The organism is uncultured Jannaschia sp. (genome assembly GCF_947494025.1).
Classification (GTDB): Bacteria; Pseudomonadota; Alphaproteobacteria; order Rhodobacterales; family Rhodobacteraceae; genus Jannaschia.
Map to the genome: position 1 here is coordinate 1 of NZ_CANLTQ010000001.1, position 19,534 is coordinate 19,534.

The 19,534-nt window shown below is 69.1% G+C and carries 26 protein-coding genes; 5 read left to right on the top strand and 21 right to left on the bottom strand.

Annotated features, from left to right (window positions below; translation table 11 throughout):
- Positions 1-108: 108 nt before the first annotated feature.
- On the top strand, positions 109-315 hold the full coding sequence (locus tag Q1B08_RS00005) for a hypothetical protein (RefSeq protein ID WP_299812771.1): 207 nt from the start codon (positions 109-111) through the stop codon (positions 313-315).
- 342 nt (positions 316-657) lie between these two features.
- Here the strand turns inward: Q1B08_RS00005 and Q1B08_RS00010 are convergent, their stop codons facing one another.
- The 7 genes from Q1B08_RS00010 to Q1B08_RS00040 form a co-directional block, all read right to left on the bottom strand.
- Positions 658-1,521, bottom strand: coding sequence for a glycosyltransferase family A protein (locus tag Q1B08_RS00010; RefSeq protein ID WP_299812774.1), 864 nt, complete (start codon positions 1,519-1,521; stop codon positions 658-660).
- Positions 1,518-2,096: an SAM-dependent methyltransferase gene (locus tag Q1B08_RS00015; protein ID WP_299812777.1), complete on the bottom strand. Its 579-nt coding sequence runs from the start codon at positions 2,094-2,096 to the stop codon at positions 1,518-1,520. The genes Q1B08_RS00010 and Q1B08_RS00015 overlap by 4 nt, the downstream gene beginning before the upstream one ends.
- Positions 2,093-2,788 carry a PIG-L family deacetylase gene (locus Q1B08_RS00020; RefSeq protein WP_299812780.1) on the bottom strand — a complete coding sequence of 232 codons (696 nt, stop codon included), beginning with the start codon at positions 2,786-2,788 and terminating at the stop codon, positions 2,093-2,095. The genes Q1B08_RS00015 and Q1B08_RS00020 overlap by 4 nt, the downstream gene beginning before the upstream one ends.
- Positions 2,781-3,806: an acyl-CoA dehydrogenase gene (locus Q1B08_RS00025; protein ID WP_299812783.1), complete on the bottom strand. Its 1,026-nt coding sequence runs from the start codon at positions 3,804-3,806 to the stop codon at positions 2,781-2,783. Before Q1B08_RS00025 ends, Q1B08_RS00020 begins: the two co-directional genes overlap by 8 nt.
- Positions 3,807-4,031: 225 nt before the next feature.
- Positions 4,032-4,235, bottom strand: coding sequence for a hypothetical protein (locus Q1B08_RS00030; RefSeq protein ID WP_299812787.1), 204 nt, complete (start codon positions 4,233-4,235; stop codon positions 4,032-4,034).
- Positions 4,236-4,615: 380 nt separating this feature from the next.
- A complete protein-coding gene (locus Q1B08_RS00035; RefSeq protein ID WP_299812790.1) occupies positions 4,616-4,807 on the bottom strand; it encodes a hypothetical protein in 192 nt (63 codons plus the stop codon).
- A gap of 348 nt (positions 4,808-5,155) precedes the next feature.
- Positions 5,156-5,803 (bottom strand): SGNH/GDSL hydrolase family protein, encoded by a 648-nt coding sequence (locus Q1B08_RS00040; protein WP_299812793.1) that lies wholly within the window; start codon positions 5,801-5,803, stop codon positions 5,156-5,158.
- A gap of 127 nt (positions 5,804-5,930) precedes the next feature.
- On the opposite strand from Q1B08_RS00040, the gene Q1B08_RS00045 reads away from it, so the two are divergent.
- Complete coding sequence (locus Q1B08_RS00045; protein WP_299812797.1) at positions 5,931-7,232, top strand: aminotransferase class I/II-fold pyridoxal phosphate-dependent enzyme; 1,302 nt, start codon at positions 5,931-5,933, stop codon at positions 7,230-7,232.
- A 15-nt stretch (positions 7,233-7,247) separates the two neighbouring features.
- On the opposite strand, the gene Q1B08_RS00050 is transcribed toward Q1B08_RS00045, so the two are convergent.
- The 9 genes from Q1B08_RS00050 to pyk all read right to left on the bottom strand — a co-directional run bounded on the left by Q1B08_RS00050 (position 7,248) and on the right by pyk (position 13,160).
- On the bottom strand, positions 7,248-7,526 hold the full coding sequence (locus Q1B08_RS00050; protein ID WP_299812800.1) for a YrhK family protein: 279 nt from the start codon (positions 7,524-7,526) through the stop codon (positions 7,248-7,250).
- The gene (gene pheS, locus Q1B08_RS00055) at positions 7,526-8,590 is read right to left on the bottom strand and encodes a phenylalanine--tRNA ligase subunit alpha (protein WP_299812803.1); all 1,065 of its coding nucleotides are present in this window, start codon (positions 8,588-8,590) and stop codon (positions 7,526-7,528) included. Before pheS ends, Q1B08_RS00050 begins: the two co-directional genes overlap by 1 nt.
- A 25-nt stretch (positions 8,591-8,615) precedes the next feature.
- Positions 8,616-9,404: a TerC family protein gene (locus Q1B08_RS00060; RefSeq protein ID WP_299812806.1), complete on the bottom strand. Its 789-nt coding sequence runs from the start codon at positions 9,402-9,404 to the stop codon at positions 8,616-8,618.
- A 52-nt stretch (positions 9,405-9,456) separates the two neighbouring features.
- Positions 9,457-10,134 (bottom strand): SGNH/GDSL hydrolase family protein, encoded by a 678-nt coding sequence (locus tag Q1B08_RS00065; RefSeq protein WP_299812809.1) that lies wholly within the window; start codon positions 10,132-10,134, stop codon positions 9,457-9,459.
- A 30-nt stretch (positions 10,135-10,164) separates the two neighbouring features.
- Positions 10,165-10,650 (bottom strand): N-acetyltransferase, encoded by a 486-nt coding sequence (locus Q1B08_RS00070; RefSeq protein ID WP_299812812.1) that lies wholly within the window; start codon positions 10,648-10,650, stop codon positions 10,165-10,167.
- 68 nt (positions 10,651-10,718) lie between these two features.
- Positions 10,719-11,078 (bottom strand): 50S ribosomal protein L20, encoded by a 360-nt coding sequence (rplT, locus tag Q1B08_RS00075; RefSeq protein ID WP_299812815.1) that lies wholly within the window; start codon positions 11,076-11,078, stop codon positions 10,719-10,721.
- A gap of 12 nt (positions 11,079-11,090) precedes the next feature.
- A complete protein-coding gene (gene rpmI, locus Q1B08_RS00080; RefSeq protein WP_299812818.1) occupies positions 11,091-11,291 on the bottom strand; it encodes a 50S ribosomal protein L35 in 201 nt (66 codons plus the stop codon).
- Between the two features lie 119 nt (positions 11,292-11,410).
- On the bottom strand, positions 11,411-11,710 hold the full coding sequence (locus Q1B08_RS00085) for a hypothetical protein (RefSeq protein WP_299812821.1): 300 nt from the start codon (positions 11,708-11,710) through the stop codon (positions 11,411-11,413).
- Between the two features lie 4 nt (positions 11,711-11,714).
- Positions 11,715-13,160, bottom strand: a complete 1,446-nt coding sequence (gene pyk / locus Q1B08_RS00090; RefSeq protein ID WP_299812824.1) for a pyruvate kinase — start codon at positions 13,158-13,160, stop codon at positions 11,715-11,717.
- Between the two features lie 207 nt (positions 13,161-13,367).
- Here pyk and Q1B08_RS00095 point away from each other — a divergent pair, with 207 nt between their 5' ends.
- The 3 genes from Q1B08_RS00095 (at position 13,368) to Q1B08_RS00105 (ending at position 14,354) form a co-directional block, all read left to right on the top strand.
- Positions 13,368-13,682, top strand: a complete 315-nt coding sequence (locus Q1B08_RS00095; RefSeq protein ID WP_299814826.1) for a DUF1244 domain-containing protein — start codon at positions 13,368-13,370, stop codon at positions 13,680-13,682.
- A gap of 76 nt (positions 13,683-13,758) precedes the next feature.
- Positions 13,759-14,085 (top strand): hypothetical protein, encoded by a 327-nt coding sequence (locus Q1B08_RS00100; protein WP_299812827.1) that lies wholly within the window; start codon positions 13,759-13,761, stop codon positions 14,083-14,085.
- Positions 14,082-14,354 carry a hypothetical protein gene (locus Q1B08_RS00105; protein WP_299812830.1) on the top strand — a complete coding sequence of 91 codons (273 nt, stop codon included), beginning with the start codon at positions 14,082-14,084 and terminating at the stop codon, positions 14,352-14,354. The genes Q1B08_RS00100 and Q1B08_RS00105 overlap by 4 nt, the downstream gene beginning before the upstream one ends.
- Here the strand turns inward: Q1B08_RS00105 and Q1B08_RS00110 are convergent.
- From Q1B08_RS00110 to cobI, 5 genes are all read right to left on the bottom strand, one after another.
- Entirely contained in the window at positions 14,351-15,205 is an 855-nt protein-coding gene (locus Q1B08_RS00110; protein WP_299812833.1) for a D-amino-acid transaminase, read from the bottom strand. The genes Q1B08_RS00105 and Q1B08_RS00110 overlap by 4 nt on opposite strands.
- 584 nt (positions 15,206-15,789) lie before the next feature.
- On the bottom strand, positions 15,790-16,152 hold the full coding sequence (locus tag Q1B08_RS00115) for a hypothetical protein (RefSeq protein WP_299812836.1): 363 nt from the start codon (positions 16,150-16,152) through the stop codon (positions 15,790-15,792).
- Positions 16,153-16,276: 124 nt separating this feature from the next.
- Positions 16,277-17,044: a precorrin-4 C(11)-methyltransferase gene (gene cobM, locus Q1B08_RS00120; RefSeq protein WP_299812839.1), complete on the bottom strand. Its 768-nt coding sequence runs from the start codon at positions 17,042-17,044 to the stop codon at positions 16,277-16,279.
- Positions 17,041-18,825, bottom strand: coding sequence for a precorrin-3B C(17)-methyltransferase (gene cobJ / locus Q1B08_RS00125; protein WP_299812842.1), 1,785 nt, complete (start codon positions 18,823-18,825; stop codon positions 17,041-17,043). The genes cobM and cobJ overlap by 4 nt, the downstream gene beginning before the upstream one ends.
- Positions 18,816-19,517: a precorrin-2 C(20)-methyltransferase gene (gene cobI, locus Q1B08_RS00130; protein ID WP_299812845.1), complete on the bottom strand. Its 702-nt coding sequence runs from the start codon at positions 19,515-19,517 to the stop codon at positions 18,816-18,818. Before cobI ends, cobJ begins: the two co-directional genes overlap by 10 nt.
- Between the last annotated feature and the right edge of the window lie 17 nt (positions 19,518-19,534).

Genomic DNA, 19,534 nt, shown 5'->3' on the forward strand with positions numbered 1-19,534 from the left:
CGTCACCGCCAATGCACTCCTCCGAGACGGAAGGAAATGGACCGAAACCCCCGCTTGATCATCACGGATACTCGGGACATTGCTTCGCAATACCCTGACGGGCAATGGATGCCGCAGCGCACATCACGTGCCAACGGCCGCAAGTCGGCGGTCCGCTCTAAGGTCGAGCACGTCTTCGCCCAGCAGAAGACGCGCATGGGCCTGACGATCCGGACCATCGGTCTCGCCCGCGCCAAGGCCGCGATCACGCTGGCCAACATCGCCTGCAACATGACCCGGCTGCGATGGCTCCAGAGCCGGACTCTGCCTGCCTGACGGCAAGAACAGCGAAACCCGCTTCCTCAGAACGCCGAGCGGGCCGCAGAACCCTCCTAAGGGATGGCCGAGCGCGATGCGCCAAGTCTGCTATCCATCATCTCGGAAGAACCACGTGTTCTCGGAGGTGTCCGCCTATTCTGTATGCCGTCCGAACGAAGTCCGACCTGATCGACCAAGCCATTTCATAACAATCATGAATGTGGGCGTTTTTGTGGGCGTCGAAGCTCTATCCGCTATAAGTTCTTTTGGTTTCAGGGCACTATGGTTCTTTGGCGAATCCCTATCCCTCCGCCATCCGCCTCTCCGCACAGATCACGCCGATGCCTTTATGGGCCTCCTTCAGGCGGCGGGGAGGCTGTCTCCCCATGTCCGGTCGGCCGCACAGGCCTTCGCGATAGCGCGGCGCAGCGCTGCGATCTCCTGTGTCATGTCAGCGATCTCGCGATGAAGACGAGGCGCGTCGTCGCGGCGGGCCGCGATGGTGGCAGCCATTCCGCCGGGCGCGCGTCCTTCGAGCCGGCAGGACGCCGCGACGCGCACTGTGGCAGGCCGCGCGACACGCAGGCCCATTGCTGCCATCCGCGCAATCAGGCGACGGTCCTCATGGCACGGGATCGCCTCGAATCCGCCGGCCATTCGGTAGGCACGCGCGGTGAAGGCCAGGCTTGCGCCGGGAGTTTGCCCGTGGCAGGGTAAAGGGTTGTGCGGAGCCGGCGCCTGCAGCGCGGCGAGATGTGCCCGCAATCCGTCGCGGAGATCCTCCAACGTGCCGTGCTCCCGCACCAAGGGCGGCAAGGCGCCGAATTCCGTGGCGTCCGGCTCGACATAGCCACAAACGGCGTCCGCCCGTTCCAGCGCCGTCCGGGTAGCCGCGAGCCAACCCGGACGAACCCTGCAATCGGCGTCGGTGGTCGCCAGAATCGGGGCCGAGGCGCGTTCCAGCGCCAACGTCATGCCCATACGCCGTGCCGCGCCGACACCGCCGGTGAGCGGGTCGGTCTCGATCGTTGCGACGCGAAGCGGCGTCCGGCCCTCTCGCGCGATCGCCGAAGTTCCGTCGACGCAACCATTCGCCACGACGACGATGTCGAGCGCGCCCTCGCCGGCCAACGCGGCGAAGGCGTGCGGCAGTCGCTCGGCCTCGTTGCGGGCCGGAATGACGACGACGAACCCGGTCCGGCCCCAGCCCCGAGGCACGTTCACTCGCATCGACCTTCCTTCTCCGACAGCGGGGCGAACAGATCGATCCGATAGGCCGGATCCATCCGCACGCAGCGCGTCGCACGAGCGGTCGCGTCGCCGAACAGACGGAGCGCCTCGCCCCCCTCGAGCGCGTTGCCTGATGGTCCGAGCCACGTGACGCAGAGAAGCTCGGCCGCGGGCCAGCGGCGATCGATCTGCACGGCCAGGGATCCGAGTCCCGGCTCGTCGAGAAAGTACAGGATCTCGGACAGGACCAGCAGGTCGTGCGCCCCCGTCGGCAGGTCGCAGGGCAAGTAAACACGGTGAAACCGCCCCTCCGGCACGGCCCGGCGCGCCGCGTCGAGCGCCACCTCCACGGCGTCGACCCCCGTATAGCGCTCGGCTCGCGGGGCCAGACGTCGGGCTAGCTCTCCGTTGCCGCATCCGATCTCCAGGATGCTTCGGAACGTCGTCCTTGGCAGAGCGGCGATCGTGGCGTCGTATTTCGCACGTTCATAATCCGACGTTCGGAAGTTCCAAGGATCGTCCGTGCTCGCGTAAAGCGCGTCCAGCGCGTCCCGCCCGACCGCGCTCATGCGGCGTGTTCCTGGAAGTAGAGTTCGGGGGCGTTGGCGAAGAACTCGGCGAACCCCTCGGGCATAACAAAACCGTTCGGATCATCCCGCACGACCAGCCCCATCTGGCTGCGATGGCAGTCGATGGCGGCCCGCTTGCGCGCGACCGCCCCCTCGGTCCAGGCCAATTGACGCGCGCCGCCGGGACGCGGCGCGGCCCGTCGCGGTCCCTTCCAGCGGGACCATACGGGATAGAACAGCAAACGCGTCCCCGGCCGTGCCGCGGCCGCGACGCGCGCGGCCGCCGCGCCGGCTTCGTGGTCGCAATGCGGGTCGAGCGGCGACGGTGCGATCAGGGTCGCCGGTGCGAGACGGTCGAGGACGACGCCGATGCTACGTGCCATGTCCGCCCCGGGCCCGTGGAGGCGGTGGGAGGCAGCGTCCGGAAAGTCGAGAAAGGTCACGTCCGCCGAGATCCCCCCGAGCCGGGACACGGCACGCAGGAGCTCGGACCGGCGAATGGCGCGAAGACGCGCGAAGGGATGACTGCGCGAGGCGGGATGCGAAGCCGCCCCATCGGTCAGACAGATCACATGCGCCGCGCCGCCCCCGCTCCAGAGCGTCGCGAGCAATCTTCCGCAGCCGAGGGATTCGTCGTCGGCATGGGGTGCCAGCACGACGACCGGTCCACGGTCGAGCCGAAGGCTATCCATGCCAGAGTTCCGACAGTGGGCCGGATCGCGACAGGGCGATGCGACCAGCGCGCTGCTCGAACGCGTCCCGGGCGGCCTGTCGGCAATAAGTCGCGAGGTCGCGCGCCATCCGGCCGGTCGCGGCATTCTCCTCGAAATGGGCCATCCCGATCGAACGCTCGACGGCGATGATCGCGTCCTGCGCCAGCTCCTCGGTCAGGAGGCGGGCCTGGGCCGAAAGCATGACCGCAAGGTCGGGATCGTCGCGTCCGACGGATCCCGACGCCACCTCGGCGGCCTGCTCGATCAAACCGAAGGCCGCCATGCCGCGCCCGATCAGGGGGCCGATCCGCGCGACCTGCGCATCGGCGGCGAGCCGGTCACGCGCGTTGAGCCAGTCTCGCGCGGCGCCCAGAAGGCCGAACGTCCCGCCGAGCTGCAACGCAGCAATCCGCCAGACGCCGCCGACGAAATACGGCTCCCGGTAATAGTCGCCCGGCTCCCCGAGCCATTCGGGTCGCATTCCCGTCAGATCGACGTCGCCGGACCGCGTGGCGCGCATCCCGCTCATGCGCCAGGTCTCGGGCCGGTGCCGCGCCGTGTCCGTCACGTCGAGCACGGCGAGACGGGACGTTTCTTCCCACGACACCGTCACGATGGCTCGATCCACGAAACCGAGGCCGGAGGCATACCGCTTTCCCCCGATCAGACGACCCTGCCGGAGGCCGAGGGGAGCGGCGCCGTCCGCGCCCCACACACCCCACAGAAGCGTCGCATCGTCCTGCCGACCACCATGCAAGGCGAGAAGTTGCCGGGCGTTGACGTGCCCCTCCGCAAGGCGCGCCGCAGAAAGATTGGCTTCCGCGACCGCGACCAGCATCCGGCACAGAACGGTCGGATCGGACTCGCTCAGCCACCCGGTCTCGAGCAAACGTGCCATCGACGGTTCGATGGATGATCCGGCATCCTCGTCCGGCGCGGCGAGGCACAAGTCGGAAATCACCGTCGCCATGCCGGCCGGATCGAAACGATCGAACATTTCCGACTTCCCATGTTGCGCTGGCCAAACGCAACACCGCCGGCCGGGTTCCGGTCCCGTCCGGATCGAACCTACGCGAACGGGGGATCCGAGCTCAGCGACCGGTCTTCAGGGATCCAAAGGCTTCGAAATCTGCTGCGGGTTTGTCATGCCACGGGTGGCAAGCGACGAGAAAGCCGACGCCCCGGCCCTATGGGTCTGTCGTTGGCTCCCACTCGGCGCGTCTTAATCCTCCGCATCCCGCTTCGCTTCCCGCTCGGCCTCCATTTCGACCACGCAGCGTTCGAGATACGCCCGCAACGCGACCACCTGTTCTTCCGTCAACTGGACCCAGAAATGACCGCCACTGCGCGCGATCCGCTCCTGTATAGTGTCGCCGTCGAGAATTTCTCGCTCGATCGCGTCCCATCGCTCCTCTTTAGGGGACACGTGCGGATTCCTCCCAGGAACGATCGGTTGCGCGGGCGGACAAAAGACGCGGACCCGACGCGAGGGGCCGGCGCCGACGGTCGGCGGGTACGCTCAGTCTTAATTTCATGCTTGACCCGATACCTGATGCTCGCGACCCGCGAATGACGAAGCGGACGGCCGCCGGAGGGCCGCACCTTTGGCATCTTCCGTCGAGATCTGCTTTTGCGAAACCATCGGACAAACTCGCTTATCTTCCGAATGTCCGATATCGCATCCTCGTTAAGTGTTCGTGTTTGCGAACCATCTTGGGCTGGCCGCCCCGATCGGTCCCGGCGTCTAGTGATTGTGGCGGAACGGACATCGGGGGGATCCGGTTCCGGATGACGTGGATGCCCCCGTCAGGAACGGTCGAGCAGCGCGTCGATCTCCGCCCGGCCGGGCATCGAAGCCCCTGGCCTCGGGCGCGCGCCACGGAAAGCCCGCCCCCCCGCGCAGCCGAACCGCGCCGCCTCGACCGGATCGCACCTTTCCGCGAGCACCGCGGCGAAGCCGCCGTTGAAGGCATCCCCCGCGCGCCGTCGTTTCCGCAAGCGGCCCTGCGGCCATGGCCGGGATCGCCACCAGGCGGTCGCCGTCGTGGAAAAGGACACCCTCCCGGCCGAGCGTCACGATCACCGCCCGGCCGATTTCGCCCGCGAGAAGCGCGCCGGCGGCAGCGCGTACTTGTCCGGTCACGGACCGCAATGCCGGTCGCGCCCGATCCGGCTGACGAAATGTGACTTTGCTTCGCACGGGCCGACGCGACAGCATGGTTGGAGTCTTTACCCCCGGGCCGAGCGTGAAGGACCGGCCGAGGATCGTCGCGTCCATCCGGGGCTGACGGTCGGCGCGTTAGGCAGTGTCGGCGACGAAGATCCCGAGGATCGCCGCATGCCCCCTCAGGACCGCACCCCCGCGAGGAGGTCGCTCACGCAATCGGCCAGCGCCAGGCCCAGCGACCGCTGCGCGCCCGCGTCGAGATGCACCCCGTCGAGCGGGTCGACATGCACGACCCTCCCCGCATCGAAGAAGGCGCAGCCGAGCCGAGCCGCCTCGTCGCGCAAGGCCGGCGCGATGGCGCGGGACCGGGCGCGACCACCCTGGAACATCTCGGCCAGCACGCCCGTCTCCTCGACCGGAACAGGCGCGATCAGAAGCACGCGCGGCGCCGCGCCGTCCGGACCCGCATCGGAGGCCATCACGATCTGCGCGAGCCTGCCCACCCCCGCCGCGATGTCCCAGCCGCGCAGCCCGAACCGGGCCTTGCAGTCGTTCGTGCCAAGCATGATTGCCACGAGGTCGAGCGGCCGGTGGCTCTCCAGGATCGCCTGCAACGTGCGCCGGCCATTCTTGTGACTGCCGTCCACAGGGTCGTCGTGGACGCTCGTACGCCCCGGATGCCCCTCCGCCACTACCTCGATGTCGAGCGCGCGAGCCATCACGGCGGGCCAGCGCGCCTCAGGCGGATGCCGGTCGAGCTGACCCGCCCGGGCAAGCGGCGCGGTGCCGTGCGAGTTGCTGTCTCCGAAGACGAGTATGGTCGTCATGCCGGCTCCACCGCTGTTCTTCGCGTGGACGCTATCCTGCGCTACGCTCCCTGTCACGACGCCTCGGCATCCCGGTGTCGAGGCGCTGCCCGGCGTACGGGATGCGCCGTACCAGCAGGAGTGCCGCATGACCGACCTCGCCCCCCGCCCCTGGCTTTCCGATGCTGCGCGAAGCCGGATCGACGCGTTGCCCCTGCCCGCCGATCCCGCCGGTCGGATCGAGGCGCTGGCCGCCGAGACGCGGGCGATCCACGATGCCCGCGCCTTCAACCTCAACCCCGCGACCAACGTGATGAACCCGCGGGCCGAGGCGCTTCTCGCCTCGGGCATCGGTTCGCGCCCCTCGCTCGGCCATCCGGGCGAGAAATACGAGACGGGGCTCTCGGCGATCGAGGAGATCGAGGTCGTCACCGCCCGACTGGCCGCCCGCGTCTTCGACGCCGCGCATGTCGAGCTTCGCGTGCCCTCGGGGGCGATGGCGAACCTCATGGCTTTCATGGCGCTGGCCCGGCCGGGCGATGCCGTCATCGCACCGCCGGCCGCGATCGGCGGCCATGTCACGCATCACGCGCCCGGCTGCGCGGGGCTCTACGGGCTGAAGGTCCACGAGGCGCCGGTCGATCCGGCCGGCTACAGCGTCGATCCCGACGCGCTGCGCGACCTCGCCCGCCAGGTGCGGCCCCGGCTTATCACGCTGGGGCAGTCGCTCAACCTGTTCCCCCATCCCGTTGCGGAGATCCGCGCCGTTGCCGACGAGGTGGGGGCGCATCTGCTGTTCGACGCCGCGCATCTTTGCGGGATGGTGGCCGGCGGGGTCTGGAACAACCCGCTGAAGCAGGGCGCCCATCTGATGACGATGAGCACCTACAAGTCGCTCGGCGGGCCGGCGGGCGGACTGATCGTGACCAATGACGCGGCGGTGGCCGAGCGGCTCGACAGCGTGGCCTTTCCCGGGCTCACGGCAAACTTCGACGTCGCGAAGACCGCGGCGCTCGGCGTGACGCTCGCGGACTGGATCGCCACCGGGCCGCACTACGCTCGGGCGATGGTCGATCTCGCGCAAGCCCTCGCGCGGGCCGCATCGGCCGAAGGCCTGCCTGTCTTCGCCGCCGACAGGGGCGCGACCGGGAGCCACCAGTTCGCCATCGAGGCCGCGCCGTTCGGTGGCGGTCAGGCGGCGGCGCGACGGCTGGAGGCGGCCGGGTTCCTCGCCTCGGGCATCGGGCTTCCCGTCGCGGGGGTCGCGGGCGACATGAACGGCCTACGCCTCGGCACGCCGGAACTCGTCCGGCGGGGCGTCGGGCCGGACGATGCCCCGGCGATCATGGCACTCTTCGCCCGGGCGCTTCGCGAACCGCCCGAGCGTATCGCACCCGAGACGGCGGCCCTGCGGGCCCGGTTCACAGATCTGCGGTTCGTCGATGTCTGAGCCCGCGTCGGGAGGTCAGCCTTCCTGGCGTTTCGCCGAGTCCTCCACGTCGCCCATCGAGGCGAGCTTCAGCTCCCGCACGAGGCGCAGGGTCGGCTTCAGGGCGAAGAGTGCCGAGCCCACGACGAAGAACCAGGTGGCCGTCGCCTGCCAGGCTTCGGAGAAGAACAGGACGGAGCCCGCGACGAAGGCTATTGCCGCACAGAAATCGACCGCCGTATAGGCGATCCCGAACGCGGCATGGACCTGTCTCGACCCAGCCGAGGCGTCCTTCGCGCGTTTGTCGAAAAGCATCAGCCGGCGTGCCGCGTGGGAGCCGCGAGCGCGCCGAAGCCGTAATGCCTGAGCCAGCGGAGATCGCTGTCGAAGAAGGCGCGCAGATCCGGGATGCCGTATTTCAGCATGGCGATCCGGTCGATCCCCATGCCGAAGGCGAAGCCCTGCCATTCGTCCGGGTCGATCCCGCCCGAGCGCAACACGTGCGGGTGGATCATGCCGGAGCCGAGGATCTCGAGCCAGTCGTCCCCTTCCCCGAGCCGGAGCGTCCCGCCCTCCCAGGAGCAACGGATATCGACCTCGGCCGACGGCTCCGTGAACGGGAAATGCGAGGCGCGGAACCGGAGCTCGATCCCGTCCAACTCGAAGAACGCGCGGCAGAACTCCTCGAGGCACCATTTCAGGTTCGCCATGGAGATGTCGCGGTCGATCGCCATCCCCTCCACCTGATGAAACATCGGCGTGTGCGTCTGGTCGTAATCGGCGCGGTAGACCCGGCCGGGGCAGATCACGCGCGTCGGCGCGCCGGTCGCCTCCATGGAGCGAATCTGCACGGGCGAGGTATGCGTGCGCAGGACGTGCGGCGGGCGGTCGTCACCCTCGGCGCGGGCCATGTAGAACGTATCCATCTCCGCCCGCGCGGGATGGTGGCCGGGGATGTTGAGCGCGTCGAAATTGTACCAGTCGGTCTCGATCTGCGGCCCTTCGGCGACCGCAAAGCCCATATCGGCGAAGATCGCCGTGACCTCCTCCGTCACCTGGCTCACGGGGTGGATCGTGCCCTGGCGCCGCGCGCGGGTGGGTAGCGTCACGTCAAGCCATTCCGATCGCAAACGCGCGTCCAGCGCGGCGTCCTCCAGCGCGGCCTTGCGGGCGGCGATGGCGGAGCCGATCTCGTTCTTCAGCGCGTTGAGCCGAGGCCCGACCTGCTGACGCTCCTCGGGCGTCATCCGGCCCAGCTCGCGCATCTTCAGCGCGACTTCGCCCTTCTTGCCGATCGCGGCCAAGCGCACCTGCTCCAGCGCCGCCTCGTCCACGGCGGCCATCACCTGACCCAGATACTTGTCGCGCAGGTCGTCCATACAGGCCCCCTCGGAGAAACGAGGGCTAGGTATCCCGCACCCTTCCGGCTTGCAACCGGCGCTGGCGGCGGCGAGCGAGGAGGTTCAGCCCCTCGACCGCGGCGGCGAAAGCCATCGCCGAATAGATGTAGCCCTTCGGGACATGCCGTCCGAACCCGTCGGCGATCAGGACCATCCCGATCATCAGCAAAAAGGCGAGCGCCAGCATGACCACGCTCGGGTTCTGCTGCACGAAACGCATGACCGGGCCGGAGGCGAGCAGCATCAGGCCCACGGCGAGGACGACGGCCGCCACCATGATCGGGAGCTGGTCCGTCATGCCTATGGCGGTCAGGATCGAGTCGACCGAGAACACCAGATCGAGGAGGATGATCTGGATTATGGCACTGGTGAGCGTCGAATACGCCACCCCCGGTCCGTCTTCGTGCGGCGTCAATGCGGGATTGAGCTTTTCGCGAATCTCGGTCGTGGCCTTCCAGGTCAGGAACAGCCCGCCCGCGATCAGGATCAGGTCGCGGACGCTGAACGCCGTCTCGAAGGTCGGCTCGCCATGCTCGCCGGGTGTGCCGGTAATGCCGAGGTCGATCACCGGCGCGGTCAGGCCGACGATCCAGGCAATACCCGAGAGCAGGACCAGCCGCAAAACGAGCGCGAGGACGATCCCGACGCGTCGAGCGATGTCGCGCTGCGCTTCGGGAACGTTGGAGGCGACGATGGAGACGAAGATCAGGTTGTCGATCCCGAGGACGAGTTCCATCGTGAGGAGCGCGGCGAAGGCGATCCAGGCTTCCGGAGAGGCGAGAAGTTCGAACATGTGGGCGAACGCGGATGGCAGGGACCGGTTCCGGCGCCGGGGCGGCGATGCGTCAGCGCGCCGCCCGGCCCCCCGCGGCGCGCATTGCGTCCGCCAGCGCGGTGCCGATCCGCGCCGCGCCCCGGCGGCTCGGGTGGATCAGATCGCCGGCATAGAGCGTGCGATCCGCGGGGTCGATCACCGTGCCGGCGTCGAAAAAGAGGACGCCGGGGTTCCGATCGGCGAGACGGCTCATCCGTGCGTCGATCGTGTCGAAGGCCGGCTCGCACGGGGTGAACGCGGTACGCGCGCCGGCCGGGCCGTCGTAATAGCCGAGGTAGGCGACCCGCGCGCCGCCCGACCGGAGGCGCGCGATCAGCTTCGGCAGGTCGCCCTGCAGGTCGGCGTCGATGATCCCGTCGAGGATCGCGGCCTCCGCCGGCGTGCCGCAGGCCCCGCGCAGGTCGTTGCCGCCGCCGGTCAGGACGACCCAGTCCCAATCTCCGTCACGCATCTGCTTCGACACGTCGAAGCCGAGCGCCCCGAGGATCGCGCTCGGATGCGTCAGATGGGCCCCGGATCGTGAGACGTCGGTCACGGGTCGGCCCAGCCGGGCGGCGGTGGCCTCCGGGATGCCGGCCCCGCCGTTCCACGCCATGACGCTGTCGCCGATGGCGAGGATGCCGCGCTCCGGGGCGGACGGGGCGGACGTGCAGGCGGCGAGGAAAAGGATCGGAAGGACGGCGCGCATGCAGGGCAACGATCCCGCGACCCGTCCGGTTCAGCCGAAGGCCGGCGCGAAGGCGACGTCGCCCCGGGGCAGCACGGTGCCGAACGGCAGGCCCTGCACGTACCGCGCTTCGACGGCTCCGTAGGAAAGCCCGAGGCCGTTGCGGAAGCCGAAGCGCCCGTAATAGTCCGGCTCACCCAAAAGCACGCAACCGGCAAACCCCGCCTCGCGTATCCGGGCGAGGCCGCTTTCGATCAGCGCGGTGCCGATCCCCTCCCCCTGCCGGTCCGGCGCGACCGAGACGGGACCGAGCGCGGCCCAGCGGCCAGGCGCGTCGAGCCGCACCGGCGAAAAGGCCACATGCCCCAGCAGCGCGCCGTCCAGCGCAAGCAGCGACAGGATGAGGTCGCCCTCCGCACGAAGCCGGTCGACGATGGCGGGCTCGGTCCCGTCGCTATGCGGCGCGGCGGCGAAGGCGGCTGTCGTCAGCGCGCGGATCGCGCCCGCGTCCTCGGGCGTCTCGGGGCGGAACAGCATGGGCGATCTCCGAACGAAACGGGCCGCCCCGAAGGACGGCCCGTGAACGGTTCAGCTCGCGGCAACGCTCAGGCGGCGGCGCGGGCCTGGTCCACGATGGCGGCGAACGCCTCGGGTTCGTGGACTGCGAGATCGGCGAGCACCTTGCGGTCCACCTCGATCCCGGCCTTGGACAGCGCGTTGATGAAGCGCGAATAGGTCATCTCGGAATCGTGGGCGCGCACGGCGGCGTTGATCCGCTGGATCCACAGCGCGCGGAAGTTGCGCTTGCGGTTCTTGCGGTCGCGCGTGGCGTACTGGTTGGCCTTGTCGACCGCCTGCGCGGCGACCTTGAACGTCTTGCGACGGCGGCCGTAATAGCCCTTCGCGGCGTTCAGGACCTTCTTGTGGCGGGCATGGGTGACGACACCGGAGGTTACGCGGCTCATGGTCTCTCCTCCTCAGCGATCGTAGGGCATGTAGCCCTTGACGATCTTCGCGTCAGGGGCGGACAGGGTGGTCAGGCCGCGGGCGTCGCGGATGAACTTCTTGTGGCGCTTGATCATGCCGTGGCGCTTGCCGGCCTGACCGGCGAGGACCTTGCCGGTCGCCGTCACCTTGAAGCGCTTCTTGGCGCTCGACTTCGTCTTCATCTTGGGCATTTCGGACTCCTTCTTCGTCGCGCGCCTCGGCATCCCAATCGCCGGGCGGGCGGGCATTCGAGCGGGCCGTGTATCCGGCGCCTTTCGGTTTGGCAAGGGTCGCGGATGCGGAACGCCGCTCAGCGGACGATGCGCGCGAGCACCTCGATAAAGGCCTCGGGCACCGACATGGGATCGAAGGCACGCTCCGCCTCCCAAAGCCAGATAAAGAGCGTCGCGCCTGCGAGCAGCGACGCGAAGCCCGACCAGGAGAACCGGCGCTCCGCCCAAGCGGAGACGACCCCCACTAGGCCGAGCACGACGAGGACACTCGCAAGGACGGCAACAAGCGCGGGATCTCCCGGCGGCGGCAGGTCCGGATCGGGCAGGACGAACCGGGGCAGCGTCCCCGACAGGGTCAAGACCCATGTCGCGGGCATCACCTCAATCGACCTCTGCGCCGAAGATCAGCCGCTCGTCGCAGGGCGCCACGCGCAGGATGTTGGTGGAGCCCGGCTGATTGAACGGGATCCCCGCCATCACGACCACGTGGTCCTCCGGGACCGCGAACCCCGCCGCCTTGGCCGCCCGGACGGCCGAGACGACGGCGAACTTGAAGCGCTCCACCGTCTGGGTCATGACCGAATGGCACCCCCAGGACAGCACCATGCGCCGCGACGTTTCCACGATCGGGGTCAGCGCGATGATCGGCACACGCGGACGCTCACGGCTGATCTTGAGCGCGGTGGAGCCGGAATGCGAGAAGCAGCAGATCGCCTTGATGTCCGTCGTCTCGGCGATCTCGCGCGCGGCGGCGACGATGCCATCGGCGGTGGTCGAGAGGTGCGAGGACCGGCTTGCCTCGATGATTTCCCGGTAGATCTTGTCGTCCTCCACCTGTTCGGCCACGTCGTTCATCGTCTTGACGGCCTGGATCGGGTAAGACCCGGCGGCCGATTCCGCCGAAAGCATGATCGCGTCGGCGCCCTCGTAGATCGCCGTCGCCACGTCCGAGACCTCGGCCCGGGTCGGCATCGGGCTGTCGATCATCGATTCGAGCATCTGCGTCGCCACGATCACCGGCTTGGCCGCGGCGCGACATTTACGCGTCAGCCGCTTCTGGATCGGCGGCACCGCCTGCACCGGCAGCTCCACGCCCAGATCGCCGCGCGCGACCATGATCCCGTCGCTGGCCTCGAGGATCTCGTCGAACGCCTCGACCGCGGCGGGCTTCTCGATCTTCGACAGGATCGCGGCGCGACCCCGCGCGAGCTCCCGCGCCTCCTCCACGTCGGCGGCCCGCTGCACGAAGCTCAGCGCCAGCCAGTCCACGCCCAGTCCGCAGACGAATTCGAGATCGTTGCGGTCCTTCTCGGACAGTGCGGCGAGCGGCAGGACCACGTCCGGCACGTTCACGCCCTTGCGGTTCGAGATCGTCCCGCCGGTGACGACGGTGCATTGCGCGAAATCGCCGCCGCACTCGTCGACCCGGAGCTTCAGCTTGCCGTCGTTCACCAGCAGGGTCGCCCCCGGCGCAAGCGCCTCGAAGATCTCCTTGTGCGGCAACTGGACCCGCGTCGCGTCGCCCGGCGTCTCGTCGAGATCGAAGCGGAAGGGCTGGCCCTCCTCGATCTCCGCCGAATCGCCGTCAAAGACGCCGCAACGCAGTTTCGGCCCCTGAAGGTCGGCCAGGATACACATCGGCCGCCCGGTGTCGCGCTCGATGTCGCGGATGATGTTGTGACGCGACCGGATGTCATCATGGTCGCCATGACTCATGTTCAGACGGAACACGTCGGCGCCGGCCTCGAACAACGCGCGGATCGTGTCGTAGTCACTGGAAGCCGGACCAAGGGTGGCGACGATCTTGACGTTCCGGTGGCGTCTCATGGCGCGCTCCTGCGAATGGTTTTCTGCTCGCGCTCGCACTGCCCTTGGCGGTCATCGGGTGCAACGCTGTTCGGTTCGCCTGCACCCTAGTCCCGCGCGAATTGTCTGCAAGGCGTGATCGGGGGGCGGTCCGACTTGACCCGAACCTGTGGCACGCGCATCTCGCATCGAGGAGATCACGCCCGGAAGAGGTTTACGATGCCCGAAATGGACGACGCCACCCGCACGGAGGTCGAGGCCGCCGCGTTCCGCCGCCTGCGCCAGCATCTGCTGGAGGACCGGCCGGACGCGCAGAACATCGACCTGATGAACCTCGCCGGGTTCTGTCGGAACTGCCTGTCGCGCTGGTACGGCGAGGCTGCCGAGGCGCGCGGCGTTCCCTTGACGAAGGAGGAAGCCCGGGAAGCCTTCTACGGAATGCCGTTCCCGGACTGGAAGGCACGGCACCAGCACGAGGCCACGCCGGAGCAACAGGCCGCGTTCGAGACGAGCTTCGCGAAGAATGTCGGGGCGGAAAGCTGAGTGCCTTCGCACGGCTTCGTGTTTGACCTTGCGCGTTCGGTCCCCAGATCCGTCCGGTAACAGGAGGGTTCCGCCGATGCGACGCTTCACCTTGTCCGCCGCGACCCCGATCACGGCGTTATTGCTTACGGCTTGCACGCAGGGCGCCCTTTCCGGATCCGGCGTCGCAACCGCCGAACGGGCACCGCTTTCCGGGCCACGGGCGAATATAGAGCGGAAACTGCCCGTTTACGGCTACGACGATGTCGACGTAACCCGGATGTCCAACGGGCAGGTCATGGCGATCTACCAGACGCTTTATTCCAAGCGATCGCCCGGCGACATCCGGGCGCGCGTCGGATCGATCATCCGGCCCGGGCCGCTGCAACGGGGTGTCGACCGCATTCTGGGACAGGGCCGGTGATCCGCGTCCTTCTTCTCGGCACGACGCTCGCCCTCGCCATGCCCGCGGTGGCCCAGCAGCGCTCGCAGCTCGAGTCGCTTGTCGAACGACGGCTCGACATCCTCGGCTTCGGGCGTGTCGACGTGACGAGCCTGACGAGCCGCCAGCTTTCGGCGCTGCATATGCACCTACAGGGGCGGGCGCTGGACCTGGGCGGGTTCAACAGGATGAACGCCCGGTCCCGCGTCGAGATCATCCTCGGCTGGGACGGCTACGAGCCGCGCGACTAGATCGCGGCCCGGCGGCTTTCCTCGAGATAGATTTCCCGCAGGCGCGTGGCCACCGGTCCCGGCGTACCCGTTCCCACGGTCGCGCCGTCGATGCGAACCACCGGCGTCACGAAGGCCGAGGCGGAGGTCACGAAAGCCTCGTCGGCCGCCTGCGCCTCCTCGATTGTGAAGGTCCGCTCCTCCACCTTCATCTGCGCCTCGCGCGCGAGCGCCAGCACCGCCCTGCGGGTGATCCCGTGCAGGATCTCCTCCCCGAGTTGCCGGGTGACGATGGTGCCGTCCTTGACGATATAGGCGTTGTTCGACGTCCCTTCCGTCACCCTGTCCTCCTCGACCATCCAGGCGTCGTCGGCACCTTCGGCCTTCGCCATCATCTTGCCCATGCTGGGGTAGAGAAGCTGCACCGTCTTGATGTCGCGCCGTCCCCAGCGACGGTCGGGGATGGAGATGACAGACAGGCCCGTCCGCGCCATCGGCGCGTCGGCCATGCCCGGCTTCGATTGCGTGAAGAGGACGAGCGTGGGCGTCGCGTCGGTCGGATAGACGAAGTCCCGATCCGCCGCGCCCCGTGTCACCTGAAGGTAGACGAGCCCGTCCTCGATCCCGTTGCGCACGACGAGCTCCCGGTGGATGGCGAGAAGCTCGTCCTCGCTCACGGGGCTTTCCATCACGAGCTCGTCCAGCGACCGGCGCAGGCGCGCGGCGTGGCCGGAAAAGTCGACGAGCTTGCCGCCGAGCACGCTCGTCACCTCGTAGACCCCGTCGGCGAACAGGAATCCGCGATCGAAGATCGAGACCTTCGCCTCGTTCTCGGGGACGTATTCGCCGTTCACGTAGACAATCCGCATCATGGGCCTCCGGTCGCTCCGACGTTGTCTTGCGAAGCTGACGGGGCGAGGTCAAGTCTCGCGCCCTGCTTCATCTGACCGAAGGCCCCCGCGGGACGCTGGGCGCCCGACTGGGAGCGGCCCGGATACAGACCGAAACGGAGCTTGACTACGCGCGTGGCGGACGGGCCGGTCGACCCGTGCTCGCCGCCGCATGCGACGGGCGCGGCGGCGGGCCGCACGATCCGGTACCGGCATGAGACGGAGCTGTTCATGGGGGCGATCCTTAACGACCTGTCCACAGCCGCCAACATCGCGCAAATCGGGACCGAACCTAGAGCTCGCCTTCTCGCATCACGAGGCGCGGGCGAACCGGCGGATGCTTTGCCGGCTTACGACAAAGGCCGGCCTCGCGACCCACCCGACCAGATAGTGGCCCTTCTCGCCGGGCGACCGGATGCACGTGCGCCTGTCCGGCACGGCAGCAGCCTGCTACTCCGTGCCGCCCAGAGCGCCGCCCCCGCCCGGGGACGAGGTTGCCCGGTCGAGCTGAACGCAACGCGGCCCAAGCAATGGACCGCGAACCGGCCGACGCATCCGCGACCATCTCACTTCGAGGCGAGGTAGCCCAACGGCTCGTCACCCGAACGAACGTAATCGAGCGGCGCGGTCGTGCGGGCGGCGGTCGCACGCTTGAAGGTGTAGCGCATCACCGTCCCTACCGGCTCGGTCGCGACGATCAGCACGGAGCGCAGGAGCCGCGGCCCCTCGTGGATTTCCACGAGCCCACGCAGCTTCGGCGCCGTCTGCAGCGCGACATCGAAGCCGGCATCGTCGTAGCTGAGGATCGGGTACCACGTGTCGCCCATCTGGACGCGCAAGCGGCCTCCGGTCTGTCGGCGTGCGCGGTCTCGCGCGCGGGCAAGCCCCTCGCGCACCTCCTGTGGCAGGTGGGGTTCGGTTTCGTCCACGGCATTCTCCCGTATCGCGGTGCCGTCGAGCGGCCGGTGGCAGTCACGGACAGACTGCCGGATGGACGCGAGGAGTCAACGAAACCTTCCCGAAACTTCGGTGGCAAAAACCCATCCCGCCACGTCAACGTTTCGCATGCGGCCGCAATACATGAGGCATCGCCGGATCGTAGAGCGCGGAGGCGCGAAACGCTGTCACTTCGCCCAGGGCCGGGCCGACGAGAATGAGCGCCGTACGGGTGATCTTCTCCACTCGCACCTTCGCGTGGATGTCGGCGAGCGTGCCGCGCAGGAGCAGCTCGTCCGGCCAGCCGACGCGATAGGCCACCACGACCGGACAATCGGCGCCGTAATGCGGGGTCAGCACCCGCTCGATCTCGCGCAGCGCCCGCACACCCAGATGGATCGCGAGCGTCGCCCCCGTCCGCGCGAAGTTCTCCAGCGTCTCCCGGGGCGGCATCGAGGTGGACTTCATCGACATCCGGGTCAGCACGATGGACTGCGCGACCTCCGGCACGGTGAGTTCCTGTCCCAAAGCCGCGGCGGCGGCGGCATAGGCTGGCACGCCGGGCACGATATCGAACGGAATGCCGTCGCGGCGCAGGAGCCGGATCTGCTCGGCGATGGCGCCGTAGAGGGAGGGATCGCCGGAATGGACGCGCGCCACGTCCTCGCCGCGCGCATGGGCCGCGACGATCTCCGCATGCGTCTCCTCCAGCGTCATCGGCGCGGTGTCCCGCACCCGCGCGCCCTGCGGCGCCTCGGCCACCACCGCCTCGGGCACGAGCGAGCCTGCGTAAAGGCAGACCGGACAGGCGCGGATCAGACGCTGCGCCTTCAGCGTCAGAAGCTCCGGGTCGCCGGGACCGGCGCCGATGAAATGCACCGTCATTCCACCGCCCCCGCCAGATCCCCGCCCGTCATCTTCCGGGCATAGCCACGGGGCGTGTACATGCGCGGCCCGTCCCCCGTCGGCATCAGGCGCGACTGGCTCGAGCCCACCAGCACGACGGTCAGCATGTCCACCTCCTCGACGTCGAGGGCGTCGAGCCGGCGGTAGCGGATCATCTCCTCCGGCCGGCCGAGCGAGGCGGCGAGCAGGACGGGCGTGTCGGCGGGGCGATGCCGCAGCAGGGTGTCGCGCGCCTCGGCCAAAAGCGTGCGGCGGCGCTTCGAGACGGGGTTGTAGAAGGCGATCACGAAGTCGCCTTCCGCTGCCGCGCGAAGCCGCCGCAGGATGTCGTCGCGCGGGGTCAGAAGATCCGACAGGGAGATGGCGCAAAAGTCGTGGCCGAGCGGTGCGCCCGCGCGGGCGGCGGCGGCCTGCAGGGCGCTCACGCCGGGGGTGCAGACGATCTCGACCCGTCGGGCGGCATCGGACAGGTCGCCGCGCTCCAGCACCTCGAAGACGAGCGCGCCCATCGCGTAGATCCCCGCGTCGCCCGAACAGACCAGCGCGACGTTGCGTCCCTCCGCTGCCCGCTCCAGCGCATAGCGGCACCGCGCCTCCTCGCCGCCCAGCGGAAAGTCCGCGCGCGGCTTGCCGGCGGCGAGCGGTCCGAGCAGGTCGATATAAAGGCCATAGCCCACCAACTCCTCCGCTTCGGCGACGAGGCGGCTCGCTTCCGGCGTGCGCCAGCCGGACTGGCCGGGCCCGATGCCGACGACGCTGACCCGTCCTCGCGCCCGGCCTTTCGGCACGGCGATCGGTTCGGCCGCGCGGGCCAGCGCGGCGGTGGTGTTGGCGGTCTTGCGCTTCGGCACGACAAGGCCGCCCCCCGTCGAGGCCAGCGCCGCAGCCTCGGCCACGGAGGACGTCCCGACTTCGGCCCGCACCACCTCCGACGGGTTCGGCACCGCGATCCCCGCGAGCTCCGCCGCGGTAAAGGCGCGCAAGGGCCGGTCGAGCCGTCGGGCCAGCGCGTTCATCGCCGGCTCGTCAAGCTTCAGGTCGAGCGTGGCGATCGCGGCGATCGCGCCGGGGGCGATTCCGGCCGCGTCGAGCACAGCGCACGCATTCTGCCAAAGCTCCTCCGGCGCGGCATCGCGCGCGCAGCCGACGCCGAGAACGTGCCGCATCGGATGATAGACCAGCCGGTCCGGCCCGCCCGTCTCCGGCGCGTCCGTCACGACGATCTCCACCGCGTCGCCCGGGGGGAGGTCGAACAGCGCCTCACCCGTCATCCGCGCGCCGCCCCCCGACAGAAGCGCCGCCATGACCGGCTTCGCATCCTCGGGGTTCGCCAGCGCGTAGCCCGGCGGCGGCTCGTCCAGCGCCACGCCGAGCGCCACGTCCCCCGCCGTCGTCACCGCCGCAGTGCCACCCAGAACCTCGGCCACGCGCCGCGCCAGACGGTTCGCTCCGCGATGCCCGCCAAGGAGCGGCACGACCACCCGCCCGTCGTCGGAGACCGACAGGACCGGCGGCTCCATCCGTTTGTCGGTCAGTATCGGCGCGACGGCCCGGATAAGGATGCCGGCCGCGCAAACCCCGATGACCGGATGTCCGGCTGCGAAAAGATCGCGGACATGGACAAGCGCGTCGGGGAACGTGATCTCCGCCCCGGTCCGTCCGGCCCGCCCGTGGAGGGGGCAGTCGAGCGCCACCGCGATCCGGCGGGCGATCGGCGCACCGGCGGCGTTGAGGGCGACGACGACGGGGGTCAGAGCCACGGATCGGCTCCTTTCGCGATCAGGATCATGGAGAAATAGGGCGCGATTTCGGGCGCGCGGCTGAGCGGCAGGACGCGCTCCGCCCCGAGCGTCGCACGCTCCACGTAATGCGCCCGGTCCGTGAGGCCCGCTTCCGCCACAAGCCTGCGCAGCCGCGGCAGGTGGCGGCCGACCTTCATCAGCACCAGCGTGTCGGCCGCCCTCAAATGCTTCCGCAGCGCATCGTCGGGCAGCGGACCGGGCAGGATCGTCAGCACCTCGTTGCGCGCGGCGAGCGGCATGGGCACCCGCGCGGCGCAGGCGGTAAGCGAGGTGACGCCGGGTACGATCTCGATTCGGAACCGGTGCCGCAGCCGCGCGTGGAGATACATGAAGCTGCCGTAGAAGAACGGGTCGCCCTCGCAAAGGCAGACGACGTCCTCGCCGCCTTCGAGCGCCGCCGTGATCGCAGCCGCGCCCGCGTCATAGGCGGCCTGGGCGGGGGCGCGATCGGTCGTCATCGGCACGTCCATGCGGATCTCGCGGGCGTCCGCGGGAATCAGGTCGGCGGCGATGGCGCGGGCGAGGCTGTCGCCGCCGGCGAGGCCCGGCCATGCAACGACGTTCGCGCCCTCGATCAGGCGGGCGGCCCGGCGAGTGATGAGGTCCGGGTCGCCGGGACCGAGGCCCACACCGTAGAGCGTCCCGCTCATCGCTCCGGGTATTCCGC